18 protein-coding genes are annotated in these 20708 nt (G+C 54.1%); 10 read left to right on the forward strand and 8 right to left on the reverse strand.

Annotated elements, in window-relative coordinates:
* Positions 1-19: 19 nt before the first annotated feature.
* The 4 genes from lpdA to pdhR all read right to left on the reverse strand — a co-directional run bounded on the left by lpdA (position 20) and on the right by pdhR (position 7211).
* On the reverse strand, positions 20-1444 hold the full coding sequence (gene lpdA / locus O3S68_RS19100; protein ID WP_025263731.1) for a dihydrolipoyl dehydrogenase: 1425 nt from the start codon (positions 1442-1444) through the stop codon (positions 20-22).
* 204 nt (positions 1445-1648) lie between these two features.
* Positions 1649-3589, reverse strand: a complete 1941-nt coding sequence (gene aceF, locus O3S68_RS19105) for a pyruvate dehydrogenase complex dihydrolipoyllysine-residue acetyltransferase (protein WP_269232226.1) — start codon at positions 3587-3589, stop codon at positions 1649-1651.
* Positions 3590-3603: 14 nt separating this feature from the next.
* Positions 3604-6267, reverse strand: coding sequence for a pyruvate dehydrogenase (acetyl-transferring), homodimeric type (gene aceE / locus O3S68_RS19110; protein ID WP_269232227.1), 2664 nt, complete (start codon positions 6265-6267; stop codon positions 3604-3606).
* A gap of 179 nt (positions 6268-6446) precedes the next feature.
* Positions 6447-7211, reverse strand: a complete 765-nt coding sequence (gene pdhR, locus O3S68_RS19115; RefSeq protein WP_017457950.1) for a pyruvate dehydrogenase complex transcriptional repressor PdhR — start codon at positions 7209-7211, stop codon at positions 6447-6449.
* Between the two features lie 534 nt (positions 7212-7745).
* On the opposite strand from pdhR, the gene aroP reads away from it, so the two are divergent.
* The 3 genes from aroP to O3S68_RS19130 all read left to right on the forward strand — a co-directional run bounded on the left by aroP (position 7746) and on the right by O3S68_RS19130 (position 11647).
* Entirely contained in the window at positions 7746-9119 is a 1374-nt protein-coding gene (gene aroP / locus O3S68_RS19120) for an aromatic amino acid transporter AroP (RefSeq protein WP_114413861.1), read from the forward strand.
* A gap of 171 nt (positions 9120-9290) precedes the next feature.
* Entirely contained in the window at positions 9291-10697 is a 1407-nt protein-coding gene (locus tag O3S68_RS19125; protein ID WP_269232228.1) for a glycoside-pentoside-hexuronide (GPH):cation symporter, read from the forward strand.
* Positions 10697-11647, forward strand: coding sequence for a glycoside hydrolase family 43 protein (locus O3S68_RS19130; RefSeq protein ID WP_269232229.1), 951 nt, complete (start codon positions 10697-10699; stop codon positions 11645-11647). The genes O3S68_RS19125 and O3S68_RS19130 overlap by 1 nt, the downstream gene beginning before the upstream one ends.
* A 15-nt stretch (positions 11648-11662) precedes the next feature.
* Here the strand turns inward: O3S68_RS19130 and ampE are convergent, their stop codons facing one another.
* Positions 11663-12517 (reverse strand): beta-lactamase regulator AmpE, encoded by an 855-nt coding sequence (gene ampE / locus O3S68_RS19135; RefSeq protein WP_020456563.1) that lies wholly within the window; start codon positions 12515-12517, stop codon positions 11663-11665.
* Positions 12514-13077 carry a 1,6-anhydro-N-acetylmuramyl-L-alanine amidase AmpD gene (gene ampD, locus O3S68_RS19140; protein WP_020456562.1) on the reverse strand — a complete coding sequence of 188 codons (564 nt, stop codon included), beginning with the start codon at positions 13075-13077 and terminating at the stop codon, positions 12514-12516. Before ampD ends, ampE begins: the two co-directional genes overlap by 4 nt.
* Before the next feature lie 129 nt (positions 13078-13206).
* Here ampD and nadC point away from each other — a divergent pair, with 129 nt between their 5' ends.
* The 4 genes from nadC (at position 13207) to hofC (ending at position 17307) form a co-directional block, all read left to right on the forward strand.
* A complete protein-coding gene (nadC, locus tag O3S68_RS19145; RefSeq protein WP_044489563.1) occupies positions 13207-14100 on the forward strand; it encodes a carboxylating nicotinate-nucleotide diphosphorylase in 894 nt (297 codons plus the stop codon).
* A 176-nt stretch (positions 14101-14276) separates the two neighbouring features.
* On the forward strand, positions 14277-14711 hold the full coding sequence (ppdD, locus tag O3S68_RS19150) for a prepilin peptidase-dependent pilin (protein WP_020456560.1): 435 nt from the start codon (positions 14277-14279) through the stop codon (positions 14709-14711).
* A 9-nt stretch (positions 14712-14720) separates the two neighbouring features.
* A complete protein-coding gene (gspE, locus tag O3S68_RS19155) occupies positions 14721-16115 on the forward strand; it encodes a type II secretion system protein GspE (RefSeq protein ID WP_269232230.1) in 1395 nt (464 codons plus the stop codon).
* Positions 16105-17307 (forward strand): protein transport protein HofC, encoded by a 1203-nt coding sequence (hofC, locus tag O3S68_RS19160; RefSeq protein ID WP_269232231.1) that lies wholly within the window; start codon positions 16105-16107, stop codon positions 17305-17307. Before gspE ends, hofC begins: the two co-directional genes overlap by 11 nt.
* 32 nt (positions 17308-17339) lie before the next feature.
* Here hofC and O3S68_RS19165 read toward each other — a convergent pair whose 3' ends face one another.
* Positions 17340-18383: a GMP reductase gene (locus O3S68_RS19165; protein WP_249880758.1), complete on the reverse strand. Its 1044-nt coding sequence runs from the start codon at positions 18381-18383 to the stop codon at positions 17340-17342.
* 319 nt (positions 18384-18702) lie between these two features.
* On the opposite strand from O3S68_RS19165, the gene coaE reads away from it, so the two are divergent.
* Genes coaE through yacG form a run of 3 tightly spaced genes read left to right on the forward strand, consistent with a single transcriptional unit; the run spans position 18703 to position 20272 of the window.
* Positions 18703-19323 carry a dephospho-CoA kinase gene (gene coaE / locus O3S68_RS19170; RefSeq protein ID WP_269232232.1) on the forward strand — a complete coding sequence of 207 codons (621 nt, stop codon included), beginning with the start codon at positions 18703-18705 and terminating at the stop codon, positions 19321-19323.
* Positions 19323-20066 (forward strand): cell division protein ZapD, encoded by a 744-nt coding sequence (gene zapD / locus O3S68_RS19175; RefSeq protein WP_097406981.1) that lies wholly within the window; start codon positions 19323-19325, stop codon positions 20064-20066. The genes coaE and zapD overlap by 1 nt, the downstream gene beginning before the upstream one ends.
* Before the next feature lie 11 nt (positions 20067-20077).
* Complete coding sequence (gene yacG / locus O3S68_RS19180; protein ID WP_017457937.1) at positions 20078-20272, forward strand: DNA gyrase inhibitor YacG; 195 nt, start codon at positions 20078-20080, stop codon at positions 20270-20272.
* Positions 20273-20299: 27 nt separating this feature from the next.
* Here yacG and mutT read toward each other — a convergent pair whose 3' ends face one another.
* Positions 20300-20689 (reverse strand): 8-oxo-dGTP diphosphatase MutT, encoded by a 390-nt coding sequence (gene mutT / locus O3S68_RS19185; protein WP_020456554.1) that lies wholly within the window; start codon positions 20687-20689, stop codon positions 20300-20302.
* Positions 20690-20708: the final 19 nt, after the last annotated feature.

Here is a 20708-nt window from a genome sequence, read left to right on the forward strand (position 1 = left end):
TATCTTAAACTGGCGAAACTTACTTTTTCTTCGCTTTCGGGTTCGGCAGGTCGGTAATGCTACCTTCGAACACTTCAGCCGCCAGACCGACGGATTCATGCAGCGTCGGGTGCGCGTGAATGGTCAGCGCAATGTCTTCCGCATCACAGCCCATTTCGATAGCCAGACCGATTTCACCCAGCAGCTCGCCGCCGTTGGTGCCGACAATCGCGCCACCGATAACACGGTGCGTCTCTTTGTCGAAAATCAGTTTGGTCATACCGTCAGCGCAGTCAGAAGCGATAGCACGGCCGGAAGCAGCCCACGGGAAGGTGGCGGTTTCGTAGCTGATGCCTTTCTCTTTCGCTTCTTTCTCGGTCAGACCCACCCATGCAACTTCCGGCTCGGTGTAGGCGATAGACGGGATAACTTTCGGATCGAAGTAGTGTTTCTTACCGGCGATAACTTCAGCGGCCACGTGGCCTTCATGCACGCCTTTGTGCGCCAGCATCGGCTGACCGACGATATCGCCGATAGCGAAGATGTGCGGCACGTTGGTGCGCAGCTGTTTATCAACACGGATAAAGCCGCGGTCGTCCACTTCCACGCCTGCTTTGCCAGCGTCGAGGTTTTTACCGTTCGGCACACGGCCGATAGCCACCAGCACGGCGTCGTAACGCTGCGCTTCAGCAGGGGCTTTTTTGCCTTCCATGGAAACGTAAATGCCGTCTTCTTTCGCTTCAACGGCGGTCACTTTGGTTTCCAGCATCAGGTTGAATTTCTTACCGATGCGTTTGGTGAAGACTTTAACGATGTCTTTGTCTGCGGCCGGGATAACCTGGTCGAACATTTCAACCACGTCAATCTCTGAACCCAGCGCATGGTACACAGTACCCATTTCCAGACCGATGATACCGCCGCCCATAACCAGCAGGCGTTTCGGTACGGATTTCAGTTCCAGGGCGTCGGTAGAATCCCATACGCGCGGATCTTCATGCGGAATGAACGGCAACTGGATCGGACGGGAACCCGCCGCGATGATAGCGTTGTCGAAGTTGATCACGGTTTTGCCGTTTTCGCCTTCCACTTCCAGGGTGTTCGCCCCGGTGAATTTACCCAGACCGTTAACCACTTTCACTTTACGGCCTTTGGCCATACCCGCCAGACCGCCGGTCAGCTGAGTGATAACTTTCTCTTTCCAGGTACGAATCTTGTCGATATCGGTTTTCGGCTCGCCGAAGACGATACCGTGTTCAGCCAGCGCTTTGGCTTCTTCGATAACTTTTGCAACGTGCAGCAGCGCTTTAGAAGGGATACAACCCACGTTCAGACAAACACCGCCGAGAGTGTTGTAACGTTCAACGATGACGGTTTCCAGACCTAAATCAGCGCAACGGAAGGCAGCAGAGTAACCTGCCGGGCCTGCCCCAAGTACCACGACCTGAGTTTTGATTTCAGTACTCATCATGACCTCTTATTGATTTCCGGCGGTCAGGGGTACTTCATGTCGCCCTTCATCCACCGGGACGTTCTATCCGCCCGCAGTTTACAAAATTGTTAACAATTTTGAAACAACAAACGGCAAACGATTTGTCCTTTTGCCCCTGATAACCCCAACAGCCCTATGAGATTACCAGAAAAAAGCCGGCCGTCAGGCCGGCTTCTTCGATTACATCACCAGACGGCGAATGTCAGACAGCATGTTATTGATGATGGTGATAAAACGCGCCCCATCAGCACCGTCAATCACACGGTGGTCGAAGGAGAGCGAAATCGGCATCATCAAACGCGGTACGAACTCTTTACCGTTCCAGACCGGCTCCATTGCAGATTTGGAGACGCCCAGGATAGCGACTTCCGGCGCGTTCACAATCGGCGCGAAGTGGGTAGTTCCCAGGCCGCCGATGCTGGAGATGGTGAAGCAACCGCCCTGCATTTCGCCTGCGGTCAGCTTACCGTCACGCGCTTTCTTGGAAATCACCGTCAGTTCGCGGGACAGCTCGGTAACGCTCTTCTTGTTCACGTCTTTAAAGACCGGAACAACCAGACCGTTCGGGGTATCCACCGCAACACCGATGTTGATGTATTTCTTCAGTGTCAGGCGCTGACCGTCTTCAGACAGCGAGCTGTTGAAGCGTGGCATTTGTTCAAGCGCGGCAGCGACGGCTTTCATGATGAAGACAACCGGGGTGAATTTCACATCCAGTTTGCGCTTCTCAGCTTCGGCGTTCTGCTGTTTACGGAACGCTTCCAGATCGGTGATATCGGTTTTGTCGAAGTGCGTAACGTGCGGGATCATCACCCAGTTACGGCTCAGGTTCGCACCAGAGATTTTCTGGATACGGCCCAGTTCCACTTCTTCGATTTCGCCGAACTTGCTGAAGTCCACTTTCGGCCACGGCAGCAGACCCGGCAGAGAACCGCCAGTCGCGCCAGCGGCAGGTGCGGATTCAGCGCGTTTCACTGCGTCTTTCACGTAAGCCTGAACGTCTTCGCGCAGGATACGGCCTTTACGACCGGTGCCTTTCACTTTTGCCAGGTTAACGCCGAATTCGCGCGCCAGGCGGCGGATCAGCGGAGTAGCGTGGACGTAAGCGTCGTTTTCCGCGAAGTCAGATTTACCTTCTGCTTTCGCAGCCGGTGCCGCAGCAGGTTTAGCAGCCTGAGCCTGAGCCGGGGCAGCAGCAGATGCCGGAGCGGCAGCCGGAGCCGCGGCAGGCGCAGCGCCTTCCACTTCGAATACCATGATCAGCGAGCCTGTGGAGACTTTGTCGCCCACGTTCACTTTCAGCTCTTTAACAACACCGGCGAACGGTGCCGGGACTTCCATAGAGGCTTTGTCGCCTTCTACGGTGATCAGAGACTGTTCAGCGGAGACTTTGTCACCCACTTTCACCAGCACTTCGGTCACTTCTACTTCGTCACCGCCGATGTCAGGTACGTTGACTTCTTTCGCGCCAGCCGCAGCTGCCGGTGCGCTCCCCGCAGCCGGAGCGGCTGCCTGAGCCGGAGCGGCTGCCTGAGCCGGAGCGGCTGCCTGAGCCGGAGCCGCAGCAGGTGCAGCACCCGCCACTTCGAAGATCATGATCAGCGAGCCGGTAGAGACTTTGTCGCCGGTGTTGATTTTGATCTCTTTCACGGTGCCTGCGAACGGCGCCGGAACTTCCATAGAGGCTTTGTCGCCCTCTACGGTGATCAGAGACTGTTCTGCCGCAACGGTGTCGCCCACTTTCACCAGAATTTCGGTGACTTCAACTTCGTCACCGCCGATGTCAGGGACGTTCACTTCTTTCGCTGCCGCGGTTGCTGGCGCAGCAGCGGCCGGAGCGGCTTCTTTCTTCTCTTCTGCCGGAGCAGGTGCAGCGGCTGCTGCACCATCGGCGGAATCGAAAATCATGATCAGTTTGCCCGTCTCGGTTTTGTCGCCAACAGAGACTTTGATCTCTTTAACAACGCCAGCCTGCGGAGACGGAACTTCCATAGAGGCTTTGTCGCCTTCTACGGTGATCAGCGACTGTTCAGCGGAAACGGTGTCGCCCACTTTGACCAGAATCTCGGTGATTTCAACTTCATCAGACCCGATGTCCGGTACTTTGATTTCGATAGCCATTATCTCTTTACCTCTTACGCCAGACGCGGGTTAACTTTTTCTGCATCGATGTTGAATTTGGTGATTGCTTCCGCCACCACTTTCTTGTCGATTTCGCCACGTTTAGCCAGTTCGCCCAGTGCTGCAACCACCACGTAAGAAGCATCAACTTCGAAGTGGTGACGCAGATTTTCACGGCTGTCGGAGCGACCGAAGCCATCAGTACCCAGTACGCGGTAGTCATCAGCCGGTACGTAAGTACGAACCTGCTCGGCGAACAGTTTCATATAGTCAGTTGATGCCACAGCCGGTGCGCCGTTCATCACCTGAGCGATGTACGGAACGCGCGGCGTTTCCAGCGGGTGCAGCATGTTCCAGCGCTCACAATCCTGGCCATCACGCGCCAGTTCAGTGAAGGAGGTGACGCTGTACACGTCAGAGCCCACGCCGTAGTCGTTCGCCAGGATCTGCGCTGCTTCACGCACGTGACGCAGGATAGAACCGGAGCCCAGCAGCTGAACTTTACCTTTGCTACCGGCAACGGTTTCGAGTTTGTAGATACCTTTGCGGATACCTTCCTCGGCACCTTCCGGCATCGCCGGCATGTGGTAGTTTTCGTTCAGCGTGGTGATGTAGTAGTAAATGTTCTCTTGCGCTTCACCGTACATACGTTGCAGACCGTCATGCATGATGACTGCCACTTCGTACGCGTAAGACGGGTCGTAAGAGATACAGTTCGGGATAGTCAGCGACTGAATATGGCTGTGACCATCTTCGTGCTGCAGACCTTCGCCGTTCAGGGTCGTACGACCAGAAGTACCACCGATCAGGAAGCCACGAGCCTGCTGGTCGCCAGCCTGCCAGCACAGGTCACCGATACGCTGGAACCCGAACATGGAGTAGTAGATGTAGAACGGGATCATCGGCAGGTTGTTGGTGCTGTAAGAAGTCGCAGCCGCCAGCCAGGATGCGCCAGCACCCAGTTCGTTGATGCCTTCCTGCAGGATCTGACCTTTCTCGTCTTCTTTGTAGTAAGCAACCTGCTCACGGTCCTGCGGGGTGTACTGCTGGCCGTTCGGGCTGTAAATACCAATCTGACGGAACAGACCTTCCATACCGAAGGTACGCGCTTCGTCGGCGATGATCGGCACCAGGCGATCTTTGATCGACTTGTTCTTCAGCATCACGTTCAGGGCACGCACGAAAGCGATAGTGGTGGAGATCTCTTTATTCTGCTCTTCCAGCAGTTGGGAGAAGTCTTCCAGCGCAGGCAGATCCAGTTTTTCGGTGAAGTTCGGCTGACGAGACGGCAGGTAGCCTTTCAGCGCCTGACGACGTTCGTGCAGGTATTTGTGCTCTTCAGAACCTTCCGGGAAGGTGATGTAAGAGAGGTTTTCAACCTGCTCATCGGTAACCGGAACATTGAAACGATCGCGGATATAACGCACGCCGTCCATGTTCATTTTCTTAACCTGGTGAGCGATGTTTTTACCTTCTGCGGTATCGCCCATGCCGTAACCTTTGATGGTGTGGGCCAGGATAACAGTCGCTTTACCTTTGGTTTCACGCGCTTTTTTCAGTGCCGCGTAAACTTTCTTCGGATCGTGGCCGCCACGGTTCAGGGCCCAGATCTGCTCATCAGTCCAGTCTGCAACCAGCGCTGCGGTTTCCGGGTATTTACCGAAGAAGTGCTCACGCACATACGCGCCATCTTTGGATTTGAAGGTCTGGTAATCGCCGTCGACGGTTTCGTTCATCAGCTGGATCAGTTTACCGCTGGTATCTTTACGCAGCAGCTCATCCCAACGACCGCCCCACATCACCTTGATAACGTTCCAGCCAGCACCTGCGAAGATGCCTTCCAGTTCGTTGATGATTTTGCCGTTACCGGTTACCGGGCCATCCAGACGCTGCAGGTTACAGTTGATGATGAAGCACAGGTTGTCCAGTTTTTCACGGGTGGCGATGGTGATAGCGCCTTTGGATTCCGGCTCATCCATCTCACCGTCGCCGAGGAAGGCGTAAACGGTTTGCTCAGAGGTATCTTTCAGACCACGGTGTTCCAGATATTTCAGGAACTTCGCCTGATAGATCGCACCAATCGGGCCCAGGCCCATGGATACGGTCGGGAACTGCCAGAATTCCGGCATCAGTTTCGGGTGCGGGTAAGAGGAGAGGCCTTTACCGTGAACTTCCTGACGGAAGTTGTTCATCTGCTCTTCAGTCAGACGACCTTCCAGGAATGCACGTGCGTAGATGCCCGGAGAGATGTGGCCCTGGAAGTACACCAGGTCGCCGCCGTCTTTCTCGTTACGCGCGCGGAAGAAGTGGTTGAAGCAAACTTCATAAACGGTCGCGGAAGACTGGAAGGACGCCATGTGGCCGCCCAGCTCAAGGTCTTTTTTGGACGCGCGCAGAACCGTCATGATGGCGTTCCAGCGGATAGCTGAACGAATGCGGCGTTCCAGTTCCAGATTGCCCGGGTATTCCGGTTCATCTTCAACGGCAATAGTGTTTACATAGTTGCTCGCCCCTGTGCCAGCTGCCACTTTCACACCGCCTTTGCGGGCTTCAGAAAGGAGCTGGTCAATCAGATACTGAGCACGCTCAACACCTTCTTCACGGATGACCGATTCGATCGCCTGTTGCCAGTCGCGAGTTTCGATCGGATCCACGTCATTTTGGAAACGTTCTGACATGGGGGGTATTCCTTATCTATCTAATACGTTGATTTGTCTGGAACCTGTCCCATTGCATTCTCATGCCTTTTCGTTCAAACCACAAAAGTGCAATAAGACAGGTTCTGCGTTTAGTTGCCGCGCTCTAAAGTTTGGCGCTGGTGTTACAACTCTTCCGGTACAACCTGCACCAGAAAATCTTAATTCTTTCTCTGCTCTAACCGGCGAAGCGAGCGTTCACGACGGCTCTGCTCACGGCTACGATCCAGCAAAATCTCTTCAATAAACGCCAGGTGACGGTGCGACGCTTCACGCGCCTCTTCCGGCTTCCCGGCCATGATCGCCGCGAAAATACTCGAGCGATGGTTGCTGACAAGCGGCAGCATTTCGCGGCGCGCGTACAGCAATTCAAAGTTCTGACGAACGTTTTGCGCCAACATGGGCTCCATGCAGCGTAGCAGATGAAGCAGCACAACATTATGTGCCGCCTCGGTTACGGCTATTTGATACTGCACGACGGCACTGGATTCCGCGTCCAAATCCCCGGACTGCTGCGCCCGCTCAATGGCCTGGTGCAGCTCGCTGATCCGCGCTTTGTCTTCATCGGTGCTGCGCAGCGCCGCGTAATATGCAGCAATGCCTTCCAGCGCGTGGCGGGTTTCAAGCAGGTCAAACTGGGATTCGGGATGATCGGCCAGAAGCTCAACCAGCGGATCGCTGAAGCTTTGCCACAGACTGCTTTGGACAAAAGTACCGCCACCCTGGCGACGAAGGAGCAGGCCTTTCGCTTCGAGGCGCTGAATGGCCTCGCGCAGTGAAGGACGAGAAACATCGAACTGTTTGGCCAGTTCGCGCTCTGGAGGCAGTTTCTCGCCGGGACGCAACGTACCTTCGAGAATCAAAAACTCCAGTTGCTGCTCAATCACATCGGAAAGTTTTGGTTGGCGGATTTTGCTGTAGGCCATTGTTCCCTGTCTCTACCACTCGCCCGGAGTAAATTGGTCTTACCAATTTCATGTTCTTGACGCTAAAGTAACAAAGTATTCACCTTCTGTCCATACAGGTTTTGATTGAAATCAGGAAACCACGCACATTTTAACAATGTTACAGAAATAGCGTTTCAAAGATGTAACCTTGCACAAATGCCTCGTTTACCACGAAAGAGGCAGTTTTAACTTTCCTGAAACGCCAATTAAGGCATATGAACCGATTCAGTTCGCCAATATATGAATAAATATTCTTTTAATGCGCATAAAACAAAGAAATAAGGCCATTGAGGGAGTAGATGGGGTACGCAGAAACGGTTTCTTTTTTATCCGCTCGTCATCAGAGTTTCATAAAGCAGATGCATTCCCGCGCACTTATCACTATTCTGAGCCCTATGAAAGGGATTGACGAAAAAACACGTCGACATTTCGTAAACAAAAAAATACAAAAAACGGAATTTATTTATTACACGCAAACCGCAGCGTACAAATAACAACCACACACGAGGTTTCATAATGGAAGGTCAACAGCACGGCGATCAGCTAAAGCGCGGCCTTAAGAACCGCCACATTCAGCTTATCGCGCTGGGTGGCGCTATTGGGACTGGCCTGTTTCTGGGCAGCGCATCCGTCATTCAATCTGCCGGTCCGGGGATAATTCTGGGTTATGCCATTGCCGGTTTTATCGCGTTTCTCATCATGCGCCAGCTTGGCGAAATGGTGGTTGAAGAGCCGGTAGCAGGCTCATTCAGCCACTTCGCTTACAAATATTGGGGCAACTTTGCAGGCTTTGCTTCCGGCTGGAACTACTGGGTGCTGTACGTGCTGGTGGCGATGGCGGAGCTTACCGCCGTCGGAAAATATGTGCAGTTCTGGTGGCCAGAAATTCCAACATGGGTTTCCGCCGCCGTATTCTTTGTCATTATCAACGCCATCAACCTGACCAACGTGAAAGTGTTTGGTGAGATGGAGTTCTGGTTCGCCATTATTAAGGTTTTCGCGGTTGTCGCGATGATCGTATTTGGCGGCTGGTTGCTGTTTAGCGGCAGCGCTGGCCCCCAAGCCACCGTGCGTAACCTGTGGGAACAGGGCGGTTTCCTGCCGCACGGCATCGGTGGGCTGGTGATGATGATGGCGATCATCATGTTCTCCTTCGGTGGTCTGGAACTGGTGGGGATCACCGCCGCAGAAGCCGATAACCCGGAACAAAGCATTCCGAAAGCCACCAACCAGGTTATCTACCGCATTCTGATTTTCTATGTGGGTTCGCTGGCTGTGCTGCTCTCCCTGCTGCCGTGGACGCGTGTTACGGCTGACACCAGCCCGTTTGTGCTGATCTTCCATGAACTGGGTGACTCGTTTGTGGCCAACGCGTTGAACATTGTGGTGCTGACTGCCGCGCTCTCTGTTTATAACAGCTGCGTGTACTGCAACAGCCGTATGCTGTTCGGTCTGGCGAAACAGGGCAACGCGCCGAAAATACTGCAACACGTGGATAAACGCGGCGTGCCGGTGAACACCATCATCACCTCTGCGCTGTTTACCGCGCTGTGTGTGCTGATCAACTACTTCGCCCCGGAATCCGCGTTTGGTCTGCTGATGGCGCTGGTGGTTTCCGCGCTGGTGATCAACTGGGCAATGATTAGCCTGGCGCACATGCGTTTTCGCCGCGCCAAGCAGCAGCAAGGGGTTACGCCGCGTTTCCCGGCGCTGTTCTACCCGCTGGGGAACTGGATCTGCCTGATCTTTATGGCAGCGGTACTGGTGATCATGCTGATGACAGACGGCATGGCGATCTCCGTCTATCTGATCCCGGTGTGGATTGCCATCCTCGGCGTCGGCTACCTGCTGAAACAGAAAAACGCCAATGCCGTGAAAGCGCATTAATCCTTACCCACTCCCCCTCTCCCGCCCGAGAGAGGGGGGTTATCACTGTGTTACCTTCCTCACACTTTCCTTCCCATAGCCATTTTGTCCATCTCTGCGGCCTGATCCTGCTACGCAAACAAAAATTTACAGACAAATACTTCATGCCATATCTCAAAGGGAGAACCGGCAATGGACAACAACAAACTGTCTGTTAAAGAAAAGATTGGCTATGGCATGGGCGACGCCGGATGCAACATTATCTTTGGCGCTATCATGCTGTTTGTTAACTATTTCTATACTGATATCTTCGGCCTCGCACCTGCGCTGGTTGGGGTATTACTGCTGTCGATTCGCGTGATTGATGCGGTGACTGACCCGCTAATGGGGGCGCTCGCTGACCGGACACAAAGTAAATATGGCCGTTTTCGCCCGTGGCTGTTGTGGATAGCCGTACCTTACGCCGTCTTCAGCGTGCTGATGTTCACCACGCCGGAATGGACTTATAACAGCAAAGTTATCTATGCCTTTGTCACCTATTTCCTGTTGTCGCTGACCTATACCGCGATCAATATCCCCTACTGCTCGCTGGGCGGTGTTATCACTAACGACCCGAAAGAGCGCGTTGCCTGCCAGTCGTATCGCTTTGTGATGGTCGGTATTGCCACCCTGCTGTTGTCGCTCACGCTGCTGCCGATGGCCGAGTGGTTCGGCGGTGCGGATAAAGCCAAAGGCTACCAGATGGCGATGACGGTGCTGGCGTTTATCGGCATGTGTATGTTCCTGTTCTGCTTTGCCACCGTGCGCGAACGTATCCGCCCGGCAGTACCAACCAATGATGATCTGAAAAAAGATTTCAAAGACGTGTGGAAAAACGATCAGTGGGTGCGCATCCTCCTGCTGACGCTCTGCAATGTTTGCCCTGGTTTTATCCGCATGGCGGCCACCATGTATTACGTCACCTGGGTGATGGGGGAAAGCACCCATTTCGCGACGATGTTTATTAGCCTTGGCGTGGTCGGCATGATGCTCGGCAGTATGCTGGCAAAAGTGCTGACCGACCGCTGGTGTAAACTGAAAGTCTTCTTCTGGACCAATATCGTGCTGGCGGTCTTCTCCTGCGCCTTTTACTTCTTTGACCCGCACGCCACGGTGCTGATTGTGGTGCTCTACTTCCTGCTGAACATTCTGCATCAGATCCCTTCCCCGCTACACTGGTCGCTGATGGCGGATGTCGATGATTACGGCGAGTGGAAAACCGGCAAACGCATTACCGGTATGAGCTTCTCCGGCAACCTGTTCTTCCTGAAAGTGGGGCTGGCAGTTGCCGGGGCGATGGTCGGTTTCCTGCTCTCCTGGTATGGCTATGACGCCGGAGCCAAACAGCAAAGCGCCAGCGCCATTAACGGCATCATGCTGCTGTTTACCATTATTCCGGGCGTCGGCTACCTGATCACCGCAGGCGTGGTGCGCTTACTGAAAGTCGACCGTGAATTGATGAAACAGATTCAGGCGGATCTGGAAAAACGCCGCGTCAACTACCATGAACTGACCGAAAATCAGCATTTACCGGCGGGCGATAACGTAAGGAATGCATAATGAATAACTGGCCGAACCCGTTTATTGAACAGCGCGCCGACCCGTTTATCCTGCGCCATCAAGGCGAGTATTACTTCGTTGCCTCGGTGCCGGAATATGACCGGCTGGAGATCCGCCGCGCCAGTAAGCTGGAAGGCCTGCGGGATGCCGAGGGCGTGGTAGTCTGGCGCAAACCGCAAAGCGGCCCAATGAGCGAGCTTATCTGGGCACCGGAGCTGCATCACATTGATAGCAAATGGTATCTCTACTTTGCCGCGACCTCGACCAAAGCGCTGGATGCGCTGAATATGTTCCAGCACCGCATGTTCGTTCTGGAGTGCGCGGATGCCGATCCGCTCAGCGGTCGCTGGGTCGAAAAAGGCCAGGTAAAAACGCCTTTCGATACCTTTGCGCTCGATGCCACCACCTTTGAGCATCAGGGGAAACGCTGGTATTTATGGGCGCAAAAAGCGCCGCATATTGCCGGGAACTCCAACCTCTACCTGGCGGAAATGGAAAACCCGTGGACGCTGAAAGGCGAACCGGTAATGTTAAGCAAACCGGAATTTGACTGGGAGTGTCGTGGTTTTCTGGTCAATGAAGGCCCGGCGGTATTGTTCCACGGCGATAAACTCTTTGTGAGTTATTCCGCCAGCGCCACCGACGAAAATTACTGTATGGGCTTGTTGTGGATCGATATCACCGCCAACCCGCAGGATCCCAAAAACTGGCATAAATCGCCGCAGCCGGTGTTTAAAACCAGTTATGAAAACCGCCAGTACGGCCCGGGGCACAACAGTTTTACGCAAACGCCGGAAGGGGAAGATGTGCTGGTCTATCACGCACGGAATTACACCGAAATTGAAGGCGATCCGCTTTACGATCCCAATCGCCATACCCGCCTGAAAACAATTCGCTGGCAAGAAAACGGGATGCCCGATTTCGGCATCCCGGCAGCGGATAATCAGTGATACTGCGGCACGCGGTTAAATCAGCGTGCCGTAAATCGTTAACAGCGCCACCACGACCACCAGCACCAGCGACGTTTTTTTCGCCATTGAGACAGCGGCTTTCGGCGTTTCGACTTTATCGGTGTGCGGCTCGCGCGCCAGCGAGAACTGCGCAAGACGCGTCAGCACCTGGTATTGTGAAGTATGGCGATCGCCCAACGAGGCAAACCAGGCCGGGAGCGCTTTTTCACCGTGTCCGACCAGCGCGTAGACCACACCCGCGAGGCGCACCGGTATCCAATCCAGCAGATGCAAAATGGCGTCAATGCCAGACTGCTGACGCTCGTTTGGCGTTTTGTAACGCGCCAGCCAGTATTGCCACGCACGCAATGAGGCGTAACCGACCAGCAACACGGGTCCCCACGACGCACCGACGATAAACCAGAACATTGGCGCGAGATAAAAACGGAAGTTGATCCACACCAGCGCGTTTTGCAGCTCGCGCAGAAACTCGCGCTCGTCGCAGCCTGGCGGCACGCCGTGGATCAGCGTCAGCTCATTCGCCATTGCCGTGTGAGCATGTGCGTCATTGCGCGCTGCCGCTTTCAGATAGGCGTGATAGTGCAGCCGCACTTTACCCGCGCCGATACACAACACGCCGAGCAAAATCCACACCACCAGCAGCGGAACATTGAAAAACAGCCCATACAATGCGCGCAAAATCAGGAAGGTGACCAGCATCGCCAGCGCGGTCATCAGCAACGTTCTGAACATCGAGTAGTGTTTTACCCGCCGGAACAGCACTTCCATCCGATGATCCAGTTGCCAGTGCTCGCCCAGTTTAAACAGCCGTTCTGCTGCTAATACCAGCAACAGGGTGAATAACGTCATGGCATCTCCTTTTCTGACATACCGGCAACCAGCGCACGAAATCTCGCCCAATCAAAAGCCGGCCCGGGATCGGTCTTGCGTTCGGGGGCGATATCGCTATGCCCGGTCATATTGTCGGCAATCGACGGGTAAAGCTCAATCACCGTTCGTGTCACCGCCGCCAGTTGGCGGTATTGCGCATCGGTATAAGGCAGATGATCGGTGCCCTCAAGCTCGATACCAATGGAAAAGTCGTTACAGCGTTCCCGCCCATGATACGAAGAGACGCCCGCATGCCAGGCGCGTTTATCAAAAGGCACATACTGCACAATCTCGCCATCACGGCGAATCAGGCAGTGTGCGGAAACGCGCAGATGAACAATCTCTTCGAAGAACGGATCGGCGCTGGCATCCAGCGTGCCGGTGAACAGCGCGTCTATCCACGGGCCGCCAAATTTACCGGGGGGCAAGCTAATATTATGTACCACCAGTAATGAAGGCTGTTCATCGTCCGGGCGGCAATCAAAATGGGGAGACGGCACATGCCGCGCCTCAACCAGCCAGCCCTTGCGTAACTGCATAAGGAACTCCTTATAGAGGATGGTGCTGAAACACGCTTCAGAGTAGCATGTTTGCACTGTGTCCCGTAATGGCGTTGCCAGCAGGACATCACCTAACTTTGTGATTCGTTACCCTTTTTGGAGTTTATCATGCCGCCTCGCCGCTATAACCCCGATCACCGACGTGACGCGCTGCTCGAACGCATCGAGCTGGATATCCCCGCCGCCGTGGCTCAGGCCCTGCGTGAAGACTTGGGTGGAGAAGTCGATGCAAATAACGACATTACCGCGCAATTGTTACCGCCAGAGAACCGCTCTCATGCGGTGATCATCACCCGTGAAGACGGCGTATTCTGCGGCAAACGCTGGGTTGAAGAGGTCTTTATTCAACTGGCGGGCGATGATGTCGCCATCACCTGGCATGTCGCGGATGGCGACGTGATTCACGCTAACCAGCCGCTATTTGAGCTTGAAGGCCCTTCGCGCGTGTTGTTGACCGGCGAGCGTACCGCGCTCAATTTTGTCCAGACACTTTCCGGTGTCGCCAGCGAAGTACGCCGCTATGTGGATCTACTCAGCGGTACTAAAACACAGCTGCTGGATACCCGCAAAACGCTGCCGGGGCTGCGCACCGCCCTGAAATACGCGGTGCTATGCGGTGGCGGTGCGAACCATCGGCTGGGTCTATCCGATGCATTCCTCATCAAAGAGAACCACATTATCGCTGCGGGTTCTGTACGTAAGGCTGTTGAGCAAGCCTTCTGGATGCATCCGGATGTGCCGGTTGAAGTCGAGGTGGAATCGCTGGAAGAGCTGGATGACGCCCTGAAAGCCGGCGCGGACATCATCATGCTGGATAACTTCGCCACTGAACAAATGCGCGAAGCCGTGAAGCGTACCCATGGTCAGGCACGGCTGGAAGTTTCCGGCAACGTGACGCAGGAAACCCTGCGCGAATACGCCGAAACCGGTGTTGATTACATCTCGGTCGGGGCACTCACCAAACATGTTCGCGCGCTCGACCTGTCAATGCGCTTTCGTTAGTCCTCACTTTTGAACGGGCCACAGGCCCGTTTTTTTTGCGTGCTAACTCGCACCTTTTTTGTTGTGAACTGCAATTTCATCAACAACGCTGGAAGCCTCTTTCCCACTCTTCTTTTTGCGTCTCGCCAGCCAGTCCAGGGGCTGACAGAGTAGCGGCTCAAAACAAGGAGCCGTTTATGAACAGACAGCAAGGATTCACCTTAATTGAGCTGATGGTGGTTATTGGCATCATTGCCATTTTGAGCGCTATCGGTATTCCTGCCTACCAAAACTACCTGCGTAAAGCCGCGCTAACCGACATGCTGCAAGCCTATGTCCCCTATCGCACCGCAATCGAGTTATGCGCGCTGGAGCGCGGTGGCCTAGATACCTGCGATGCCAGCAGTAATGGCATCCCCGCGCCAACAACCACGCGATATGTTTCTGCCATGAGCGTTGCAAAAGGCATCGTCACGCTGACCGGGCAAGAGAGCCTGAACGGGCTGAGTGTGGTCATGACGCCACAGTGGAACAGTGCCGAGGGTATGCAGGGTTGGACGCGCACATGCAATACGCAGGCGGATAGCGCACTGCAACAGGCTTGCGAAGATGTTTTCCGTACCGGACGCTAAGGAGCAGCAATGAAAGAGGAAAAACTTATCGCGCTCTGCCAGCGCCACAATGCGGTTGTGCTCAATAACGAAATCGATGTGCTCACTATTGCCGTTGTGGATAGCCCCAGCACAGAGCTGATGGAATCGCTGCAATTCGCGGTGCAAAAACGCATCGATATCCGCTGCTGGACACCGGAACAGATGGATAAGCACCAGCAGGTAACCGCGCAGCCCCCAGTACCGGTAATACAAGAGCCCAAAGAAGAGAGCGGCTCTGCGGTAGAAATTTTAAACCACACACTGCAACAGGCACTGATGCTACGCGCTTCCGACATCCATTTTGAGCCCGGCGAAACCCAGTATGTCATTCGCCTGCGTGTTGACGGGGTACTGCATGCTTTAACGCCGCTCCCCGGCACACTTGCCAGCACCCTGACAGCAAGGCTAAAAGTGCTCGGTAATCTTGATATCGCCGAACGACGTCTCCCACAGGATGGACAGTTCAATGTCGAGTTGTCAGGGCAGTCTGTTTCGTTTCGTATCGCAACCCTGCCCTGCCGCCACGGCGAAAAAGTCGTCTTACGGCTTTTGCACCAAGTTAACCAGGCGCTGGAGATCGCCGCCCTTGGTATGACGGAAACGCAAATGGGGCTCTTTAATAACGCGCTGGCGCAACCACAGGGGCTGTTGCTGGTCACCGGGCCTACCGGCAGTGGTAAAACAGTAACGCTATACAGCGCACTTCAGGCGCGTAACAAGCAGGAGGTCAACATCTGCAGCGTTGAAGATCCGGTCGAGATCCCGCTGAACGGTTTGAATCAGACGCAGATTAACCCGCGTGCCGGGTTGACCTTTCAAAGTGTGCTGCGCGCCTTACTGCGCCAGGATCCCGATATCATTATGGTCGGCGAAATCCGCGATGGCGAAACGGCGGAAATCGCCATCAAAGCCGCACAAACCGGCCACCTGGTGCTGTCGACATTACACACCAACTCGACCAGCGAAACGCTGGTGCGCATTCAGCAAATGGGGGTTGCGCGCTGGATGATCTCTTCCGCGCTTTCGTTGGTTGTCGCGCAGCGGCTGGTGAGAAAACTGTGCCCGCATTGCCGCAAGCTGGGAGTGGAAAATAACCATTTGCCCGACAATCTGTGGCCGCGCCCGCTGCCTCGCTGGCGCGCCGAAGGTTGTGAGCAGTGCTATCACGGTTTCTATGGACGCGTCGCGTTATTCGAAGTACTCGCCATCACCCCGGACGTTCGCCAGGCCATCGCCAGCGATCTCAGCGCGGATGAGATCGAACAGCGGGCACGCGCAGGGGGGATGACTACGCTTTTTCAGCATGGCTGCCTCGCCGTTGAACAAGGGCTGACCACGTTCGAGGAGCTGGTGCGCATATTGGGTTTCCCTGATGGCAAGTAAACAACTCTGGCAATGGTCCGGGCTCGAAAAAAGCGGTGAACTGCAAAGTGGGTTGTTCTGGAGCGAAAACCGCACCAGCACACTGTTGCTGTTGAACCAACAGCAAATTCATCCGCTTGCGATAAAGCGCTGCGTCATACGGCGCGCACTTTGGAAGCCGGAACACAGCAGCCAGTTACTTCATCAACTGGCAACCTTACTGCGGGCAGGACTCACGCTGCCGGAAGGGTTACAACTTCTGGCTGAACAGCACCCTGCAAAGCAGTGGCGCGCATTGTTACATCATCTGGCACAAGCGCTGGAGCAGGGTGAAACCTTCTCCGCTGCACTGCGCCAATGGCCAGAAGTGTTTCCACCGCTCTGGCTGGCAATGATTCGCACCGGTGAATTAACCGGCAAGCTGGATGAGTGCTGCTTTAAACTCGCCAGCCAGCAAAAAGCGCAGCGAGAGTTAACACTGAAAGTGAAAAAAGCGCTGCGCTATCCGTTAATCATCCTCGCACTGACTGCCGTCGTGGTGCTGGCCATGATCTATCTGGTACTACCGGAATTCACCGCCATTTACCGGACATTCAATACCCCGCTGCCGATGCTGACGCGAGGTGTCATTGCGGGTGCTGCGATCATGCAGCAAGCGGCACTGCCCTTAATGGTGTGCGCATTATTAACAGGTGGTGCTTTACGGATGCTGCGCAACCATACAGGCTGGCAATGCCATCGGCAGCGGTTACTACTGGCAAGCCCGATCATTGGCCCGCTGCTTCGTGGCCAGCGCCTGAGCCAGATATTTACCGTCCTGGCACTGACGCAGCGTGCGGGGATCGCGTTTTTGCAAGGGCTGGAGAGCGTACGGGAAACTCTCTCCTGCCCTTACTGGCAGGCGGTGCTGCAACGCGCGCATCAGGAAATTACTCAGGGTGCGGCTATTTCGGCAGCGTTACAACAGAGTGGTGAATTCCCACCATTGTGCATTCAGTTGGTTCGCACAGGGGAAGTTTCTGGCGCGCTGGACAGCATGCTGGAGAATTTGGCCCGGCATCATAGCGAACAAACCCAGCGTCAGGCTGATGGTCTGGCCGCAGTGCTGGAACCGCTATTACTGGTGGTTACTGGGCTTATTATCGGGGTATTAGTTGTGGCAATGTATTTGCCCATCTTTCATCTGGGAGATGCGATGAGTGGTGGCAGATAATGCAGGCGCAACGCTGTGCGCCTGCAAACTCGTCAGAGGCTATTGAAAACGCGGTTTTCCTGCTCCTGAACGCGGATAAAGGTGGTGCGTTTGGTCAGCTCTTTCAGGCGGGAAGCGCCAACATAAGTACAGGCTGAACGCAAACCACCGAGGATATCGCGCGCGGTATTTTCCACCGGGCCACGCAACGTCAGCTTCACGGTTTTGCCTTCCGCCGCGCGGTAACCTGCAACACCACCAACGTGGCGATTCATGGCGGATTCAGAGCTCATGCCATAGAAAAGCATAAATTTCTCACCGTTTTCTTCAACGATGGTACCACCACTCTCTTCATGGCCCGCCAGCATACCGCCCAGCATAACGAAATCCGCGCCGCCGCCGAAAGCTTTCGCCACATCGCCAGGTACGGTACAGCCACCGTCACTGACAATCTGCCCCCCGAGGCCGTGAGCCGCATCGGCACACTCGATCACCGCAGACAACTGAGGGTAACCGACGCCGGTTTTTACGCGAGTGGTGCACACAGAACCCGGGCCGATACCCACTTTCACGATGTCGGCGCCGGAAAGAATCAGCTCCTCACACATTTCACCCGTGACGACGTTACCGGCACAGATAGTTTTATTCGGCCAGGCTTCACGTGCTTTAGCAACGAACTGCACGAAATGTTCTGAGTAACCGTTCGCCACATCGATGCAGACAAAATTCAGATCTGCATGTAACGCGAGGATCTGTTTGGTTTTTTCGAAATCGGCATCGGATGTGCCAGTAGAAACCATCACATGACGCAGCACATCAGCAGACTCACGCTGAATAAAGGCTTTCCAGTCTTCAACAGAGTAGTGTTTGTGTACAGCGGTAAGAATATCGAAGGACGCCAACGCTTTCGCCATCGCAAACGTGCCAACGGTATCCATATTGGCAGCGATAACGGGTACGCCGGACCAGTTCATCCCGGAATGTTTAAATGTGAATTTGCGCTCCAGTTCAACATCGGAACGGCTTTTGAGGGTAGAACGTTTAGGGCGGATAAGAACGTCTTTGAAACCTAATTTCAGATCTTCTTCAATACGCATGTGTGCAGATTCCTGGGGTTAATGGCGACATGACAAACTCACAACTCCAGTGACGCTATCATACGCGCTAATAAGGACCGTGCAAGACTGCGAAATTCTCTTTTTTTACGCTACAATCCTATAAATTTACCTGGTGAACAGGCAAGTTTGGGTTAATTGATTTCATTGTCGCTTGCTTTAATCACAACCAACTGAATAATTTAATAATTATATTAGCACTTTTGCGTTTTTCTCTTATCAGAGACGGCAAAATACCGTTACGAAAGCAGGAAAAAAGACGCAGAGTGGTGAATGGCAGGCTATTTTAGGACTAAGCGTTATGGGGTATACGGTCGCGTTAACTGGCGGCATCGGCAGCGGTAAAAGCACCGTGGCAAATGCCTTTGCTGAATTGGGTGTTAATGTTATCGACGCGGATATTATCGCACGTCAGGTTGTGGAACCCGGAACCGAAGCATTACGCGCCATTGTCGGACATTTCGGCGCTGAAATGCTGCTTAAGGACGGATCACTGAATCGTCGTTTGTTGCGCGAACATATTTTTGCATCCCCAGCCGATAAAGCATGGCTAAACGGTTTACTCCACCCGCTTATTCAAAAACTGACCCGGCACCAGATTGCGCAAGCGACGTCACCTTATGTACTGTGGGTTGTTCCGTTGCTGGTGGAAAACCAGCTTTATGATAAAGCCGATCGCGTTTTAGTCGTCGACGTCCCGGTTGAGACACAAATTTTACGCACCATGCAGCGCGATGGCGTGAGCCGAGAACATGCAGAAAAAATTCTCACGGCTCAGGCCACGCGTGAAGCGCGACTTGCCATCGCGGATGATGTTATTGACAATAATGGCGCACCAGATGCGATAGCATCGGATGTTGCCCGCCTGCATGCAGCCTATCTACGTTATGCTTCGCAGGCCGTATCACAGGAAAAACCGTAATGCACACCCACATCCTTTTTGAACATCCGCTTAATGAAAAGATGCGTACCTGGCTGCGCGTTGAGTTTTTACTGCAACAACTTTCGGTTCATTTACCGGTGAGCGATCACGCAGGCGCGCTGCACTTTTTCCGCAACGTAGGTGAATTGCTGGATGTGTTTGAGCGGGGCGATACCCGCACTGAATTACTGAAAGAGCTGGAACGTCAGCAACGTAAACTGCGCGCCTGGAGCGAAGTGCCCGGCGTTGATCTCAATCGTATTGAGGCTATCCGCCAGCAGTTGAAAGAGAGCGGCGCTGTGTTGATGACCGCACCACGCATCGGTCAGTTATTACGTGAAGATCGCCTGATTGGGCTGGTGCGACAGCGCCTGAGTATCCCCGGCGGATGTTGTAGTTTCGATTTGCCCACGTTGCATATGTGGCTGCACTTACCGCAAGAACAGCGCGATGCGCAAATCGAAATATGGCTTGCAAGCCTTGAACCGCTGCGCGCAACGCTATCGCTGATCCTTGATCTTATTCGCAACGCTGCACCATTTCGTCGCCAGACCAGCCTGAATGGTTTTTACCAGGATAATGGCGAAGATGCCGACCTGCTGCGCCTGCAATTGCCTTTGAAAGAGCGTTTATATCCACAAATTTCCGGCCATAAGAGCCGCTTTGCTATACGTTTTATGCCCCTCGACAGCGAAAACGGCCTGGTACCGGAGCGGCTGGATTTTGAACTGGCCTGCTGTTAAGGAGTTCCGTAATGACTGAAGCTACGATGGTTAACTGCCCAACCTGCGGCAAATCTGTGGTCTGGGGTGAAGAAAGCCCGTTTCGCCCCTTCTGCTCCAAACGCTGCCAGCTTATTGACTTAGGTGAATGGGCTGCAGAAGAGAAGCGCATTCCAAGTTCAGGCGATCTCTCCGACAGCGATGACTGGAGTGAAGAGCAGCCGTAATCGCCAACAAACCAGCTGGCGTGTTGCTTAGCGCTGCGCCAGCCTGGTGATAACGGGTTCATTCGCCGGCGGGAAATCTTCCGCATTCAGCTTATCCTGCGCTATCCACTCGCCTGGTTGTCCCTCTTTACCCCAGGGCTGCCCTTCCCAGCGCTCTACCAGCCAGAACCACAACGTGATATGGCGATCCGGGAACTGATATTCCAGCTTATCAAACAGTACCGCTTCAACAGGTGTTATACCCACTTCTTCCTGTAATTCGCGGATCATAGCCTGCTCAGGGGTTTCACCGGCTTCAATCTTGCCGCCGGGGAATTCCAGTTTATTTGCCATATGCGCATCGGCGGCTCGCCGGGTAATAAAGATTTCTCCTTGCGGATTACGGATGATCCCTACGGCGATGTTGAGTATTTTCATTCTGCAGATCCCATAAAAA

It is taken from the genome of Kosakonia sp. SOY2, assembly GCF_027109175.1.
Lineage (GTDB): Bacteria > Pseudomonadota > Gammaproteobacteria > Enterobacterales > Enterobacteriaceae > Kosakonia.